Source organism: Bradyrhizobium sp. MV1.5 (assembly GCF_055807615.1).
On sequence record NZ_JBVVPL010000004.1, the window covers coordinates 229,568 to 245,353 of the forward strand.

At 66.0% G+C, this 15,786-nt stretch carries 9 protein-coding genes; 7 read left to right on the plus strand and 2 right to left on the minus strand.

From position 1 onward, the window contains the following. Positions 1–99 precede the first annotated feature (99 nt). The 6 genes from AC0L2J_RS06225 (at position 100) to AC0L2J_RS06250 (ending at position 11,320) form a co-directional block, all read left to right on the plus strand. A complete protein-coding gene (locus AC0L2J_RS06225; RefSeq protein ID WP_473387860.1) occupies positions 100–5,304 on the plus strand; it encodes an alpha-2-macroglobulin family protein in 5,205 nt (1,734 codons plus the stop codon). A gap of 122 nt (positions 5,305–5,426) precedes the next feature. Continuing rightward, positions 5,427–7,535, plus strand: a complete 2,109-nt coding sequence (gene pbpC, locus AC0L2J_RS06230; RefSeq protein ID WP_473387862.1) for a penicillin-binding protein 1C — start codon at positions 5,427–5,429, stop codon at positions 7,533–7,535. Positions 7,536–7,585: 50 nt separating this feature from the next. Beyond that, positions 7,586–9,328, plus strand: a complete 1,743-nt coding sequence (locus AC0L2J_RS06235) for an ArnT family glycosyltransferase (RefSeq protein WP_473387864.1) — start codon at positions 7,586–7,588, stop codon at positions 9,326–9,328. Position 9,329: 1 nt separating this feature from the next. Next, positions 9,330–10,175, plus strand: a complete 846-nt coding sequence (locus tag AC0L2J_RS06240) for a phosphatase PAP2 family protein (RefSeq protein WP_473387866.1) — start codon at positions 9,330–9,332, stop codon at positions 10,173–10,175. A 63-nt stretch (positions 10,176–10,238) separates the two neighbouring features. After that, on the plus strand, positions 10,239–10,985 hold the full coding sequence (locus AC0L2J_RS06245) for a glycosyltransferase family 2 protein (protein WP_007610202.1): 747 nt from the start codon (positions 10,239–10,241) through the stop codon (positions 10,983–10,985). After that, complete coding sequence (locus AC0L2J_RS06250; RefSeq protein ID WP_007591223.1) at positions 10,982–11,320, plus strand: lipid-A-disaccharide synthase N-terminal domain-containing protein; 339 nt, start codon at positions 10,982–10,984, stop codon at positions 11,318–11,320. Before AC0L2J_RS06245 ends, AC0L2J_RS06250 begins: the two co-directional genes overlap by 4 nt. Before the next feature lie 10 nt (positions 11,321–11,330). Here AC0L2J_RS06250 and AC0L2J_RS06255 read toward each other — a convergent pair whose 3' ends face one another. Both AC0L2J_RS06255 and metC read right to left on the minus strand, forming a co-directional pair. Then, a complete protein-coding gene (locus AC0L2J_RS06255) occupies positions 11,331–13,022 on the minus strand; it encodes a Na/Pi cotransporter family protein (RefSeq protein WP_473387868.1) in 1,692 nt (563 codons plus the stop codon). Between the two features lie 155 nt (positions 13,023–13,177). Further along, entirely contained in the window at positions 13,178–14,362 is a 1,185-nt protein-coding gene (gene metC / locus AC0L2J_RS06260) for a cystathionine beta-lyase (protein ID WP_473387869.1), read from the minus strand. A 394-nt stretch (positions 14,363–14,756) separates the two neighbouring features. Here metC and AC0L2J_RS06265 point away from each other — a divergent pair, with 394 nt between their 5' ends. Next, a complete protein-coding gene (locus AC0L2J_RS06265; protein ID WP_007610210.1) occupies positions 14,757–15,773 on the plus strand; it encodes an amino acid ABC transporter substrate-binding protein in 1,017 nt (338 codons plus the stop codon). The last annotated feature ends 13 nt before the right edge of the window (positions 15,774–15,786 follow it).

Genomic DNA, 15,786 nt, shown 5'->3' on the forward strand with positions numbered 1-15,786 from the left:
GACGATTTGCACCTTTGGTTCCATCGCCTTGAGTCCGTCACCTTTCCGCGCATTTCATGCGACAAGCGGCGTTCGTCCGCGATTTCCGGGAGTCCATCCATGATCGGTCTTGTTCGCGCCGTCGCACTCTGCGCCACGCTGGCGTTCGGCCTTAGCGTAGCGCAGGCCGCCGACAAAGCCTTCAAGCGCGACGATCTCGCCGATTCCGCGATCAAGCTGGAGGCGCAGATCAAGGGCGAGGCGGGGCCGGTCGCCAAGTCCGGCGCAAGCTTGCGCACCGACGCCGATGCTGCCTTCCGGCGCAACGACTACCGCACCGGCCTGTCGGTGCTCGGCCAGATCGCGGCGACCACGCCGGAGGACGCCGGCAACTGGCTGCGCTTGGCGAAAGTCATCTTCCAGATATCGCCCAAGAGTTCGAGCGAGCAAACGTTCCTGCTGGAGCGCGCCTCGACTGCCGCCTACATCGCCTACCAGCGCGCCGGGAATGCGGGCGAAGAGGCCGACGCGCTCGCGGTGCTCGGCAAGTCGCTGTCCGAACGCAAGCTGTGGCGGCCGGCGCTGGATGCGCTGCGGCTGTCTCTCGACATGCGCGAGGTCGCCGACGTCCGCGGCCAATATGAGAAGATGCGCGACGAGCACGGTTTTCGACTGCTCGACTACACCGTGGACTCGGACTCCGCCAGTCCACGCGCCTGCTTCCAGTTCTCGGAGGAGCTGGCAAAACACACCGATTTCGCGCCGTACCTCGCGCTGGCGGGCCAGGACAAGCCGGCTTTGTCGGCCGAGGGCAAGCAGCTCTGCGTCGATGGGCTGAAGCACGGCGAGCGCTACAACATCAATCTGCGCGCCGGCCTGCCGTCCACCGTGAAGGAAGGCCTGCCGAAATCGGCCGAGTTCAACGTCTATGTGCGCGACCGCAAGCCATTCGTGCGCTTCACCAGTCGCGCCTATGTGCTGCCGAGGACGGGCCAGCGCGGCATTCCCGTCGTCAGCGTCAACACGCCAGCCGTCAACATCAACGTGTTCCGGATCGGCGACCGCAACCTGATCAACACGGTGGTCGACAGCGATTTCCAGAAGACGCTGTCGAAATACCAGCTCAGCGATCTCGGCGGCGAGCGCGGCGTCAAAGTCTGGACCGGCGAGCTTGCGACCGCGATGATGTTGAACCAGGACGTCACCACGGCATTCCCGGTCGACCAGGCGCTCGGCGAACTCCAGCCCGGCGTCTATGTCATGACGGCCGCGGCCAAGGGGCCGGGCTCGGACGACGACTACCAGCTTGCCACCCAATGGTTCATCGTCTCCGATCTCGGCGTCACGGCCTATTCCGGCAATGACGGCATCCATGTCTTCGTGAATTCGCTGGCCTCGACCGATCCGGTCGGCAAGGCCGAGGTGCGGCTGGTCGCGCGCAACAACGAGATTTTGGCCACCCGCAAGACCGATGAGAGCGGCCATTTGCTGTTTGAGGCGGGGCTTGCGCGCGGCGAGGGCGGCCTGTCGCCGGCGATGCTCACCGTGGCCGGCGAGAAGGCCGACTATGCCTTCCTCAGCCTCAAATCCTCCGCCTTCGACCTGTCGGACCGTGGCGTTTCGGGCAGGGCCGTGCCTGCGGGCGCCGATGCCTTCGTCTATGCCGAGCGCGGCGTCTACCGCTCCAGCGAGACCGTCTATCTGACCGCTCTGTTGCGCGACGGGCAGGGCAATGCCGTCACCGGCGGGCCGATGACGCTGGTGATCGAGCGCCCCGATGGCGTCGAATACCGCCGCGCCGTGCTGGCCGACCAGGGCGCCGGCGGGCGCACCTTGTCCGTGCCTCTCAACTCGGCCGTCCCGACCGGAACCTGGCGGGTGCGCGCCTTCACCGATCCGAAGGGCTCTTCGGTCGGCGAGACCACTTTCATGGTCGAGGACTACGTCCCTGATCGGATCGAATTCGACTTGTCCGCCAAGGACAAGCTGATCAAAGCTAACGCTCCAGTGGAGCTTAAGGCGGACGGCCATTTCCTCTATGGCGCGCCGGCCTCGGGGCTGGCGCTCGAAGGCGACATGCTGGTCGCGCCCGCGTCCGAGCGACCGGGTTTCGCCGGTTACCAGTTCGGCGTCGCCGACGAGGAGACCACCTCGAACGAGCGCACGCCGCTGGAAAACCTGCCGGAAGCTGACGCCAATGGCGTTGCGACCTTCCCGGTCACGCTCGACAAGCAGCCGGCCTCGACGCGGCCGCAGGAGGCGCAAATCTTCGTCCGCATGGTCGAGACTGGCGGCCGCGCCGTTGAGCGTAAGATCGTGCTGCCGGTCGCGCCTGCTGCCGCCATGATCGGTATCAAGCCGCTGTTCGGCGACAAGAACGTCGCCGAGGGTGACAAGGCCGAGTTCGATGTCGTGTTCGTCTCGCCCGAGGGTGAGAGGCTTCGCCGCGACGGCCTGCGCTACGAGCTCCTGAAGATGGAGTCGCGCTACCAATGGTATCGCCAGAGCAATTACTGGGAGTACGAGCCGGTCAAATCGACCTCGCGCGTCTCTGACGGCGACGTGACCGTCGCCGCGGACAAGCCGTCGCGGATTTCGTTGACCCCAAAGCCCGGCCGCTACCGGTTGGACGTGAAGTCGAACGACGCCGACGGACCCGTGACCTCGGTACAGTTCGACGTCGGCTGGTATTCCGACGGCAGCGCCGACACGCCGGACCTCCTGGAGACCTCGATCGACAAGCCGCAATACGCCTCGGGCGACACCATGACCGTGTCGGTCAACATCCGCAGCGCCGGCAAGCTGACCGTCAACGTGCTCGGCGATCGCCTGCTGACGACGCAGACCATCGACGTCAAGGAAGGCACCGCGCAGGTGAAGCTCCCGGTCGGCAAGGACTGGGGCACCGGCGCCTATGTGGTGGCGACGCTGCGCCGGCCGCTCGATGCGGCCGCACAACGCATGCCAGGGCGGGCGATCGGACTGAAATGGTTCGGCATCGACAAGCAGACCCGCACGCTCCAGGTGAAGCTGACGCCGCCGGCACTGATCCGGCCGAATGCGATGTTGAAGATCCCGGTCAAGCTGGACGGGCTCAATCCCGGCGAAGACGCCAAGATCGTGATCGCCGCGGTCGACGTCGGCATCCTCAACCTCACCAACTACAAGCCGCCGGCACCGGACGACTATTATCTCGGCCAGCGCCGCCTGAGCGCGGAGATCCGCGATCTCTATGGGCAACTGATCGACGGCATGTCCGGCACGCGCGGGCAGATCAAGTCCGGCGGCGACGCCGGTGCCGCCGAGCTCCAGGGCTCGCCGCCCGCGCAAAAGCCGCTCGCGCTCTATTCGGGCATCGTCACCGTTGCCGCCGACGGCACAGCGGAAGTGAGCTTCGACATTCCGGAGTTCGCCGGCACCGCGCGCGTCATGGCGGTGGCGTGGACCGCGACCAAGCTCGGCCGCGCCAACACCGACGTCGTGATCCGCGATCCCGTGGTCCTGACCACAACCCTGCCGCGCTTCCTGCTCAATGGGGACCACGGCACGGTCAATCTCGAGATCGACAATGTCGAGGGCCAGGCCGGCGATTACGTCATCAATGTGAAGACGGGCGGGCCGGTGAAGATGTCCGGCAATCCCGCGACCACGGTCAAGCTCGCCGCCAAGCAGCGCAATTCGTTCACGCTCGCCATCGACGCGACGGCGGCGGGGCAGGCGACGCTCGACGTCGACATCAGGGGGCCGAACGGCCTGGCGCTGGCGCGCCATTATGCGCTCGACGTCAAGGCGGCGACGCAAGTCCTGGCGCGACGCTCGATCCGGACGCTCGCGAAGGGTGAGAGCCTGACGTTGACCTCGGATATGTTCGCCGATCTCGTGCCGGGCACCGGTAGCGTCTCGGTCTCGGCCAGCCTGTCGACTGCGCTCGATGCGGCGACGATCCTCAAAGCGCTCGACCGCTATCCCTATGGCTGCTCGGAGCAGATCACCAGCCGCGCCATGCCGCTGCTCTATGTCAACGATCTCGCGGCCGGCGCGCATCTGGCCATGGACACCGAGGTCGACCAGCGCATCCGCGACGCCATCGAGCGGCTCTTGGCGCGCCAGGGCTCGAACGGCTCGTTCGGCCTGTGGTCGGCAGGCGGTGACGACGCCTGGCTCGACGCGTATGTGACGGACTTCCTGACCCGCGCCCGCGAAAAGGGATTTGTGGTGCCGGATGTGCTGTTCAAGACCGCGCTGGATCGTATCCGCAACTCCGTCGTCAACGCCAACGAGCCGGAGAAGGACGGCGGCCGCGATCTTGCTTACGGCCTCTACGTGCTCGCGCGGAACGGCGCGGCGCCGATCGGCGACCTCCGCTATCTCGCCGACACCAAGCTCTCTAACCTCGCAACTCCCATCGCGAAGTCGCAGCTCGCGGCCGCGCTCGCGCTGGTCGGTGACCGCAACCGCGCGGAGCGGGTCTACGGCGCAGCGCTCGACAGTCTTGCGCCAAAACCCGTGCTGGAGTTCGGCCGCACCGACTACGGTTCGCAGCTCCGCGATGCCGCAGCGCTGGTGTCGCTTGCCAGCGAAGGCAATGCGCCGAAGGCGACGCTGACGCAGGCGGTGTCGCGGGTCGAGACCGCGCGCGGGCTGACGCCCTACACCTCCACGCAGGAGAATGCCTGGCTGGTGCTGGCGGCGCGCGCGCTCGCCAAGGAGAACCTGTCGATGGAGGTCGACGGCCAGCCGGTCAAGACCGCGCTGTACCGCAGCTACAAGGCCGCGACCCTGGAGGGCAAGCCGTTGAAGATCACCAACACCGGCGATGCGCCGGTGCAGGCGGTGGTCTCGGTGTCGGGCTCGCCGGTGACGCCGGAGCCCGCGGCATCGAACGGCTTCAAGATCGAGCGCAGTTTCTTCACGCTCGACGGCAAGCCCGCCGATATCGGCAAGGTCAAGCAGAACGACCGGTTCGCCGTGGTGCTGAAGATCACCGAGGCCAAGCCCGAATACGGCCACATCATGGTGTCCGACTATCTGCCGGCCGGCCTGGAGATCGACAATCCAAAACTGGTGTCGTCGGGCGACAGCGGCACGCTGGGCTGGATCGAGGATGGCGAAGAGCCTGAGGATACCGAGTTCCGCGACGACCGCTTCACGGCGGCCGTCGACCGGGCCTCGGATTCCAAGGCGGTCTTCACGGTGGCCTATGTCGTGCGTGTGGTCTCGCCCGGCAAATACGTGCTGCCGCAGGCCTATGTCGAGGACATGTACAATCCCTCGCGCTACGGCCGCACCGGGACGGGCACGGTTGAGGTGCGGGCGGCGAAGTGAGTAGTCATGGGATGAGCGACAAGGAGCCACATGCTCCGCCGTCATGCCCGGGCAAAAGCGCGAAGCGCGTCTTCGCTCAGATGTCCCGGGCATCCACGGACTTTGGTGCGAGAGGCAAGAACGTGGATGGCCGGGACAAGCCGGGCCATGACGGAGCAAGGGGCGGGGGCCTGCATGTCCTCCGCGCGCTCGCACTCTCGCTCATCCTCGCTATCGTCGGCTTCGTCGCCTGGGTTTACTCCCTCGGTCCGCTGCCTTTCGACGAAGCCCGCCAGGTCTCCACCACCGTCGTCGATCGCAACGGCAAGCTGCTGCGCGCCTATGCGATGGCGGATGGACGCTGGCGGCTGCCGGTCGAGACAAAAACGAACGTCGATCCGACCTATCTGAAGCTGCTGCTCGCCTATGAGGACCAGCGCTTTTACGCACACGACGGCATCGACCCGCTGGCGCTGGGGCGCGCCGCGTTTCAGATTGGGACGCGCGGCCACATTGTCTCGGGCGGCTCGACCATCTCGATGCAGCTCGCGCGGCTGATGGAGCCGCGGCGGCAGCGCTCGCTCTATGCAAAGTTGCGGCAGATCGTGCGTGCGATCGAGATCGAGCGCAGCTTGAGCAAGGAGCAGATCCTCGATCTCTATCTGGCGCTCGCGCCTTACGGAGGCAACCTCGAAGGCATTCGCGCCGCCTCGATCGCCTATCTCGGCAAGGAGCCGAAGCGGTTGTCGCTGGCTGAAGCCGCGTTGCTGGTCGCGCTGCCGCAATCCCCGGAGACCCGCAGGCTCGATCGCCATCCCGATGCGGCGCGCAAAGCGCGTGATCGCGTGCTCGACCGCATGGTCGAGGAGCAACAGATCAGCCTCGATGATGCCAAGCAGGCCAAAGCCGTTCCCGTGCCGAAACTGCGCAAGCCGATGCCGATCCTGGCGCCGCACGCCTCCGATGCGGCGCTTGCGACGGTCAAGGACGCGCCCGTCATCAAGCTGACGCTCGATGCCAACCTGCAGAAGGTGCTGGAGCCGCTGGCGCGCGACCGTGCCATTGCGCTGGGACCGAACATCTCGGTCGGCATCATCGTCGTCGACAACGAGAGCGGCGACGTGCTCGCGCGCGTCGGCTCGGCGGATTATTTCGACGAGCGCCGGGCAGGGCAGGTCGACATGACCCGCGCGGTCCGCTCGCCGGGCTCGACACTGAAACCGTTCATCTACGGGCTCGCCTTCGAGGACGGCTTCGTTCACCCCGACAGTCTGATCGACGATCGGCCCGTGCGCTTCGGCTCCTACGCGCCGGAAAATTTCGACATGACGTTCCAGGGCACGGTGCCGGTGAAGAAGGCGCTGCAGCTGTCGCTGAACGTGCCCGCGATCGTCCTGCTCGACCGCGTCGGCGCGAGCCGGCTGGCCTCGCGCCTGCGCCAGGCTGGTGGCAATCTGGTGCTGCCCAAGGACGAGGCGCCCGGACTTGCCATGGGCCTTGGCGGCGTCGGCGTGACGCTGCAGGACCTCGCCCAGCTCTATGCGGGCTTCGCCCGGCTCGGCACCACCATGCCGTTGCGCGAGATCATGAGCGACAGGGACGACCGCGAGCCGCTGCGGCTGCTCGATCAGGTCGCGGCCTGGCAGGTCGGCAATGTGCTGCTCGGCACCCCGCCGCCGGAGAACGCGGCCCACAACCGCATCGCCTTCAAGACCGGCACCTCCTATGGCTACCGCGACGCCTGGTCGATAGGCTTTGACGGGCGCATGACTATCGGCGTCTGGGTCGGCCGGCCCGATGGCGCGCCGGTTCCGGGCCTGATCGGGCGTGTCGCCGCCGCGCCGATCCTGTTCGACGCCTTCGCCCGCACCGGCAAGACGCTCCTGCCGTTGCCGAAGCCGCCGAAAGGAACTCTCGTTGCCAGCAACGCCAAGCTGCCATTGCCCTTGAGGCGGTTCCGCCCGGTCGGGGATCTGGTGCGGACCGGGGGCGAGCAGGCTCTGCACATTCAGTTTCCGCTGAACGGCTCGCGGATCGACGTCGATCGCTCAGGTGGCGAAGGGGGCGCAGCCATGCCGGTCAAAGTCGCCGGCGGCGTCCTGCCCATGACGGTCATGGTTAACGGAACGGCGCAGGGTGAGATCGACGGACGACGCCAGCGGCTGATCGATCCGCCCGGTCCCGGCTTTGCGCGGCTGACCGTCATCGACGCCACGGGCGCCGCGGACACAGTTGTCATTCGAATTCAATGACCCTGCCTCAAGCGGTTGTGGCGATGGCGGTTTCAGCGTAAGCGGAACCGATGGCCGAGACCTACCCAACACCCCGTTTTGGAGCTCCCCGCGAGCCGAAATCCCCGGTGAATCCGGGCAGCCGGCTCGTGTCCATGTTCGACATCGCCACGGCCAACCACGTCCGCGCGGTCGCCTTCCTGCTGCTGTGCGCGCTGCTGCTATTCCTGCCGGGCTTCTTCACGATTCCGCCGGTCGATCGCGACGAGGCGCGCTTTGCGCAGGCGACCAAGCAGATGGTCGAGAGCGGCGATTATGTCGACATCCGCTTCCAGGAAGACGTCCGCTACAAGAAGCCGGTCGGCATCTACTGGCTGCAATCGGCCGCGGTCGAGACGGCATCGGCGCTCGGTCTGCCGCGGGCCGAACTGCGCATCTGGGTCTACCGGCTCCCGTCGCTGATCGGCGCGATCGGCGCAGTGCTCATGACCTATTGGACGGCGCTCGGCTTCGTCACGCGGCGCGCCGCGGTGCTTGCGGCACTTCTGATGTGCGCCTCCGTGCTGCTCGGCGTCGAGGCGCGGCTTGCCAAGACCGACGCCATGCTGCTGTTCTGCGTGGTCGCCGCGATGGGCGCGATGGCACGGGCCTATCTGTCGTGGCAGCGCGCCGAGGACGAGACGCATCCGCCCTGGAGCTGGCCCGCGATTTTCTGGACGGCTCTCGCTGTCGGCATCCTGATCAAGGGCCCTTTGATCCTGATGTTCGCAGGCCTGACCATCGTCGCGCTCGCGATCCAGGACCGCGATGCCTCCTGGCTATGGAAGCTGCGCCCGCTCTGGGGCCTGATGTGGATGCTGGTGCTGGTGCTGCCCTGGTTCGTCGCGATCTTCTGGCGCGCGGGCGATGCGTTCTTCGCCGATTCCGTCGGCGGCGACATGCTGAGCAAGTTGGGCGCTCAGGAATCCCACGGCGCACCGCCCGGACTATATCTCGCGCTGTTCTGGATCACGTTCTGGCCCGGCGCGCCGCTCGCGGCGATGGCAGCGCCCGCGGTCTGGCGCGCGCGGCGTGAGCCCGGCGCGCAATTCCTGTTGGCTTGGCTGGTCCCGTCCTGGATCGTGTTCGAGGTGGTGCTGACCAAGCTGCCGCATTACGTGCTGCCGCTGTACCCTGCGATCGCGATCCTCACCGCGGGCGCGCTCGAGCGGCGGGTGCTGTCCTGGTCCTGGCTGATGCGCGGCTCGGCCTGGTGGTTCGCGATCCCCGTTGGCGGCTCGATCATCGCGGTGGTCGGCGCGGTGATGCTGACGCGGCAGCCTGCTTTCGTGGCCTGGCCGTTCATCGCGGCCTCGCTGATTTTTGGCCTGTTCGCCTGGTGGCTTCACGACAACAATCACGCTGAGCGCTCGCTGCTCAACGCGCTGGTCGCAGCCCTGATGCTTGCGGTGACGGTCTACGGCATCGTGCTGCCGTCGCTGACGCCGCTGTTTCCGAGCATCGAGATCGCACGCGCGCTTCGCAACGTCACCTGCGTCGGCCCGAAGGCGGCCGCGGCCGGCTATCACGAGCCGAGCCTCGTCTTCCTGACGGGTACGCAGACAGTGCTCACCGACGGTTCGGGTGCCGCGGATTTCCTGCGGCAAGGGAGCTGCCGTTTCGCGCTGATCGAGCAGCGTTCGGAGCGTGGCTTCGTGCAGCGCGCCGAGGCGATCGGGCTGCGCTACAAGGTTGGTACCCGCATCGACGGCTACAATTTCTCGCAAGGGCGCGCGATCTCGATCTCGATCTTCCGCTCGGAAGGCACTGAGTAGGATGTCGGCACCATCCGACTTCGCGCCGCGCGCGAGCTATCCCGCGCAATTGCTCACGTTGTCGGGGCGCGCCCTGGCACAGCTCGTGCGCTCGCCCTCGCATTCGCGCCGCGCCGAGGCCGCGCGAAAGCTGGCGCGGCATTCGCTGTGGCTCAGTGCGGCAGGTGCAGCCCTGGTCATCGCGCTGATGGTCGCGTTCGACCTGACCGAGATCCAGCTGATGCCGGCGCGTGGCACGCCCGGTCTGTGGCCGATCCGCATCCTCACCGATTTCGGCAAGGACGAGTATGTGCTCTCGGTGCTCGGGGGCGCTCTGGTAGTGCTGGCGCTGGTTGCGGCGGGACTGCACGGCACAAGCCGCGCGTTGCTGCTCGGCCTCGGCACGCGGCTGCAGTTCATGTTTCTGTCTGTTGCCGTGCCCGTATTCGTCGCCGAGATCCTGAAATATCTCATCGGCCGAGGACGTCCGTTCGTCGGCGGCAAGGCCAATCCCTTTAACTTCATCCCGTTCGAGGGGACCGGGGCCTATGCCAGCCTGCCGTCGGGTCATGCGGTGACGGCGTTCGCGCTGGCGTTTGCGGTCTCGGCGCTGTGGCCGCGCCTGCGCGTGTTCATGTTCACTTACGCGATCGTGATCCTGCTGACGCGCCTGGTGCTGCTTGCGCACCACCCGAGTGACGTGGTGGCCGGCGCCCTGGTCGGCATCGTCGGAGCCATGGCGGTGCGCTACTGGTTCGCGGCCCGCAAGCTCGGCTTTGCCATCCGTGCCGACGGCATCATTGTGCCTCTTGCAGGGGCGGTCTCGGGCCGCCTCAAAAGGGTTGCCCACGGGGCATCCGCCCCATAAAAGCGGCTGCCTGCCGGGACCGCCGGTTCCCGAGCCAAGCCCATTCCAACCACGAGCTTCGATTTGTCGTCCCAGCCTTCGGTTTTCCAGCCCTCGGTTTCCATCGTCGTTCCCGTGCGCAACGAAGCCGACAACATCGTGCCGCTGATCGAGGAGATCGGCGCGGCGCTCGACGGCCGCTGGGCCTATGAGATCATCTACGTCAATGACGGTTCGACCGACGCGACCGGCGAACGGCTCGGCGCGGTCATGAAGCAGCGGGACAATCTGCGCCAGCTGCGCCATGCCAAATCAGGCGGCCAATCCGCGGCCGTGCGCAGCGGCGTGCGTGCGGCACGCGGCGCGATCGTGGCGACGCTCGACGGCGACGGCCAGAACAATCCGGCTTTCCTGCCGGACTTGATTTCGGCCGTCGAGAACGGAAGCAAGGTCGGACTTGCGGCCGGACAACGCGTCGGCCGCAAGGATACCGGCTTCAAGAAATTCCAGTCGCGCGTGGCCAACGGCGTCCGCAACGCGATCCTGAAGGACGGTACGCGCGACACCGGCTGCGGTCTGAAGGCGTTCCGGCGCGAGGTATTCCTGATGATGCCCTATTTCGACGGGCTGCATCGCTTCCTGCCGGCACTGGTGCGCCGCGAGGGCTACGAGATCGCCTATGTCGACGTGATCGACCGGCCGCGCCGCTCCGGCGTCTCAAACTACGGTTTCTTCGACCGGCTGTGGATCGGCATCATGGATCTCGTCGGCGTGTGGTGGCTGATCCGCCGCAAGAAGCCGACGCCGGATGTGACTGAGGTGACGGCATGATCATCCAATACGGTCAGGCGCTGAGCAATTATTTCTACGACGTCTTCGTCGCCAAGTTCGACTTCTGGCTCGCGTTCGGCCTCGTCGCGCAGCTGTTCTTCACGGCACGCTTCCTGGTGCAGTGGATCGCGAGCGAGCGCGCCGGCAACAGCGTCGTGCCGATGGCGTTCTGGTTCTGCTCGATGGGCGGCGGGCTGATGACGCTGGTCTACGGCGTCGTCAAGCGCGAGCCTGTCATCATCCTCGGCCAGGCGCTCGCGACCATCATCTATATCCGCAACATCATGCTGATCGTGAAGAACCGTGGCCGCGCGTCAAAGACGCTGGAGCGCTGATCCAAGGCGACTAGCGCGGCAGCGCTGACGCCGCGCCTGTTGCGGGCAGGGCGGCGGTCTCCGCTTCGTGCCTGCGATGGGGCTCGCCGGCTGCGTCGAGCACGGGATAGGCGACGGAGCAGATATGCGAGTGGATGCGGCGCAGATCGCGCAGTACGTCCAGATGCAGCGACGTGGTTTCGATGGTCTCGGGGCGGCCCTCGCGCAGGCGATCGAGGTGGCGCTCGACGGCGGAAAGCTCCGTGTTGCGCAGCGCCGTCTTCTCGACCAGCAGCTTGCGCGCCTCGTTGGCGTCGCCCGACATGAAGACACCGAAGGCGATGCGCAGCGAATCCATCGTGCGCTTGTGGAAGGCGGCGAGCTCCTCGGCGCCCTCGGGCGAGAACTGGAAGCGGCGCTTGATCTTCTTGGTCGCGAGCTCGCTCAGACTCTTGTCGATGATGTCGCCTATATGTTCCAGATTGATGGCGAAGGAGATGATCTCCATGGCGCGCCGGCCCTCGCTCTCGTCGAGGCTGCCCCGCATGAGTTTGGTCACGTAGAGCTTTATGGCTTCGTCGAGGCCGTCGACGATGTTGTCCATCTTCGAGACCTGGTCGACCAGCGCACGGTCGCCGCTCATCATCGCCGCCATCACCTTGCGCAGCATGATTTCGACGAGGTCGCCCATGCGCAGGGTTTCGCGGCCGGCATCGGCCAGCGCCAGCGACGGCGATTCCAGCGCGGTCTCGTCGAGATAGCGCGGCCGGGCCGGACCGGCCTCCTGAACACGATCGGGCAGGAGCCGGGTCAACAGGCGCGACATGGTGTCGAGCAGGCCGATGAAGATAACGGCGGTGCCGACGTTGAATGCGATATGAAACGCCGCCGTCATCCTGGCCAGATCAGGCTGCCAGGCGTGCATGTGTTCGGCGATCGGGCCCAGGAAGGGCAGAACCAGGGCGATCCCGATCAAGCGGTTGACGAGATTGCCGACCGGCAGGCGATAGCTGGCGGGATCGTCACGCTTGGCGCCTTCGAATACGGGATTGATGGCGCTGCCGAGATTGGCGCCAAGCACCAGTGCGAGCGCCGCGTAAGGCGAGATGAACTGCGAATAGGCCAGCGACATGATCAGCAGCACACTGGCGACGCTCGAATGCACCGCCCAGGTGACGAGCGCTGCGATCACGATGCACAGAACGGGATCGCCCGTGATGGAGGACATCATGACTCGGACGCCCGGTGCGTTCTCGGCCGGCGCCAGCGTGTCGAGCAGGATGTGCAGCGACAGCAGCATTAGTCCGAGGCCGATCAAGACGCGGCCGACATCCTTGATCCGCGAGCGTGGACCCACGCGGAAGGCGACCAGTCCGAGCACGAACAGGACCGGCGCAACGGCGGCGATGTTGAACGACAGCACCTGCACGATCAACGTCGTGCCGACATTGGCGCCGAGCATGATGGCGAGCGCGGTGACCAGGCTGAGCAGGCCCTCGGCTGCGAATGAGCTCGTGAGCAGCGCGGTTGCGGTGCTGCTCTGGAGCAGTGCCGTCAGCCCGAGACCGGCGGCGAACGCGTTGAAGCGGTTTCCAAGCGCCTTGCCGAGCAGCCGTCGCAGGTCCGGGCCAAAGGCACGCAGAATCCCGCTGTGGACCATGTGCAGGCCCCACAGCAACAGCGCCACGCCGCCCATCAGATCGAGCAGTACCAACGTTCCCATGCTCCGTGTCCGGATTGGAGTCGATTGGTGAGGCTAGCGCCAAATGCTTGAGGTTCAAACCATTTGTTGGCGCAGCCGCGTCAACGTTTGCAGCGGCCACGCGTTCCTGCGGCGCGCGTTGGCGCGTCCGCAGGCGCGGTGCCTTGCGAGTAGGCTCACATTGCTGCCTTGAGGGCAGCGAAGCCGCGATCGAGGTCGGCCTTGAGGTCGTCGACGCTTTCGAGCCCGATATGCAGACGCAGCGTCGGGCCGCCCGGCGCCCACTTGGTCGCGGTGCGATAGCCGTCGCAGTCGAAAGGAATCGCAAGGCTCTCGAAGCCACCCCAGGAGAAGCCCATGCCGAACAGTTTGAGCGTGTCGAGCATGGTGTCGACCGCCTTCTGCGGCGCCGGCTTCAAGACGATGCTGAATAGGCCCGACGCGCCCGTGAAGTCGCGCTTCCAGATCGCATGACCCGGATCGGTCTCGAGCCCCGGATGCAGCACGCGCGCGACCTCGGGCCGGCCGGCGAGCCAGAGCGCCATGTCGAGGCCAGAACGATGATGCTGCGCGAGGCGCACCGACAGCGTGCGCAGGCCGCGCAGCGCGAGGAAGACGTCATCGGGACCGGCGCAGACGCCGAGCAGGCGGATACCTTCGGCGATCTGCGGCCAGGCCTTGGCATTGGCCGAGATGGTGCCGAACATGATGTCGGAATGGCCGCCGATATATTTGGTAGCGGCCTGCATGCTGATGTCGACGCCCTGTTCGAGCGAGCGGTGATAGAGCGGCGTCGCCCAGGTGTTGTCGTCGATGACGAGCGCGCCGCGCGCATGCGCGACCTCGGCAATGGCGCGGATGTCGGGCATCTCGAACGACTGCGAGCCGGGCGCCTCGACCAGTACGGCGCTCGTGTTGGGCCTGAACAGCTTGTCGATGCCGGCGCCGATCATCGGATCGAAGTAGGTGGTCTCGACGCCGTAGCGGGTGAGCATGCCGTTGCAGAAATTGCGCGAGGGCCGATAGACGTTGTCGCAGACCAGGATGTGGTCGCCGGCCTTCAGCACCGAGAGCAGGGTGGTGGAGATCGCCGACAGCCCCGACGGTACGATCCCGACGCCGGCGCATTGCGGCCCCTCGAGCGCCATCAGGGTCTCCTGGAAGGCCTTGGTGGTGGGGGAACCGTGGCGGCCATAGGTGAACTCGCCGCGATGGGCGTGCAGGGCCTCGGCGGTCGGATAGAGCACGGTCGAGCCGTGGAAGACGGGCGGGTTGACGAACCCCTTCTGCGCCTTGGTGTCGCGGCCGGAGGTGACCAGCCGGGTCTCGGCGTGCTGCTCGGAGGGGTCTGAGGAATCCATGCGTCTGCTTTCAAAAGCGCGTTTCCATCAGGCGCGCTGCGCCCGCGGGCTGGCCGAAAGGCCGCTGTCGTTAATAACAGAACACAGAAGAGTCCCGTCAACCCCTTGACCCGGCACGCCAGTCGTTCTGTTATCGCAGGTGCTATTCAGTCGCCGCATGTTGAGGGGCCTGCCGCGACCTTCGATCCATCGCTTGACCGGACCATGCGCCACAGCCGTAACGGCGGGCGCTTTCGGCGGGGATTAAGGTAGGGCCTCCCGGGATCGGCGGGTGATCGGCAAGGTTTTCCAGCATGACTCTTGCAAGGCTGGTCTTGATACGGCTAGCCCCGGCAGAGACGATCGCAAAGACAACGTTCCTGACCTTGAGACGACTTTGAAAGGCCCAAAGCCCATGAAACGCATAACCCTGGCTCTCACTCTCGCTCTCGCCGCCGGCCTGACTGCCCAAGCCGCCGATGCGCAAACGCTCAAGACCGTCAAGGACCGGGGCATGCTGTCCTGCGGTGTCAGTCAGGGCCTGCCCGGCTTCTCCTCGCCGGACGACAAGGGCAACTGGACCGGGCTTGACGTCGACGTCTGCCGCGCGATCGCCGGGGCGATCTTCAACGATCCGACCAAGGTCAAGTTCGTGCCGCTCTCCGCCAAGGACCGCTTCACGGCGCTGCAATCCGGCGAAGTCGACGTGCTGTCGCGCAACACCACCTGGACCATCTCGCGCGACACCTCGCTCGGCGCCAACTTCACCGGGGTGACCTATTATGACGGGCAGGGCTTCATGGTGAAGAAGTCGCTCAAGGTGAATTCGGCGCTCGAGCTCAACAGCGCCTCGGTCTGCGTCCAGACCGGCACCACCACCGAGCAAAATCTCGCCGACTACTTCAAGGCCAACAACATGAAGTACGAGGTAATCGCGTTCGGCACCAACGACGAAACGGTCAAGGCCTACGAGGCCGGGCGCTGCGACGTCTTCACCACCGACCAGTCGGGTCTGTACGCCAACCGCCTGAAGCTTGCCAATCCCGGCGATCACATGGTGCTCCCGGAAATCATCTCGAAGGAGCCGCTCGGACCGATGGTGCGCCACGGCGACGACCAATGGTTCGACATCGTGAAATGGACGCTGTTTGCCCTGATCACCACCGAAGAGCTCGGCGTGACCGCGAAGAACGTCGACGAGAAGACGAAACAGGAAAATCCGGAGCTGAAGCGCGTCCTCGGCACCGACGGCAATTTCGGTGAACAGCTCGGCCTGAGCAAGGACTGGGTGGTGCGCATCGTGAAGGCCGTCGGCAATTACGGCGAAGTGTTCGACCGCAACGTCGGCGCGGGCTCGCCGCTCGGCATCAGTCGCGGTCTCAACAATCTCTGGAACAAGGGCGGTCTCCAATACGCGCCGCCGATCCGCTGACCCCGCCTGACCC

Bases quoted from the DNA above. Each gene is read 5' to 3' on its own strand.
- metC (WP_473387869.1), bottom strand. From the start codon at position 14,362: ATGGATTCCTCAGACCCCTCCGAGCAGCACGCCGAGACCCGGCTGGTC.
- AC0L2J_RS06265 (WP_007610210.1), top strand. From the start codon at position 14,757: ATGAAACGCATAACCCTGGCTCTCACTCTCGCTCTCGCCGCCGGCCTG.
- AC0L2J_RS06240 (WP_473387866.1), top strand. From the start codon at position 9,330: ATGTCGGCACCATCCGACTTCGCGCCGCGCGCGAGCTATCCCGCGCAA.
- AC0L2J_RS06235 (WP_473387864.1), top strand. From the start codon at position 7,586: ATGGCCGAGACCTACCCAACACCCCGTTTTGGAGCTCCCCGCGAGCCG.
- AC0L2J_RS06225 (WP_473387860.1), top strand. From the start codon at position 100: ATGATCGGTCTTGTTCGCGCCGTCGCACTCTGCGCCACGCTGGCGTTC.
- AC0L2J_RS06250 (WP_007591223.1), top strand. From the start codon at position 10,982: ATGATCATCCAATACGGTCAGGCGCTGAGCAATTATTTCTACGACGTC.
- AC0L2J_RS06255 (WP_473387868.1), bottom strand. From the start codon at position 13,022: ATGGGAACGTTGGTACTGCTCGATCTGATGGGCGGCGTGGCGCTGTTG.